The sequence below is a fragment of the Serratia nevei genome (genome assembly GCF_024160145.1).
Classification (GTDB): domain Bacteria; phylum Pseudomonadota; class Gammaproteobacteria; order Enterobacterales; family Enterobacteriaceae; genus Serratia; species Serratia nevei_A.
Map to the genome: position 1 here is coordinate 1 of NZ_JAMYWQ010000207.1, position 251 is coordinate 251.

General features: G+C 51.8%; 1 pseudogene. It reads left to right on the forward strand.

Annotated features, from left to right (window positions below):
* Positions 1 to 125 precede the first annotated feature (125 nt).
* Positions 126 to 251: pseudogene (locus M6G53_RS25395) on the forward strand (hypothetical protein); the annotation flags it as partial.

Consider the following 251-nt stretch of genomic DNA (forward strand, 5'->3'; position numbering starts at 1 on the left):
ACAGTAAACGCACGGGTCGAGTGGGATGGGAGAGATTATGGGAAGGATGGTTCAAACTGCAAACCATCCTTGAGGGTTATCTGCTGGCCAAGTCTCTCGAGCAAGAGATCTGATCAAGAGACAGGCTGGCGGACCCCTTCCGCTACCCTGGTAACGATATCAGCGAGTTATATAGAAACCGATGGGAAATAGAGCTGGGTTACCGGGAAGTGAAACAAGGGATGCTGGACAGCCGTTGGACGCTGAGAAGT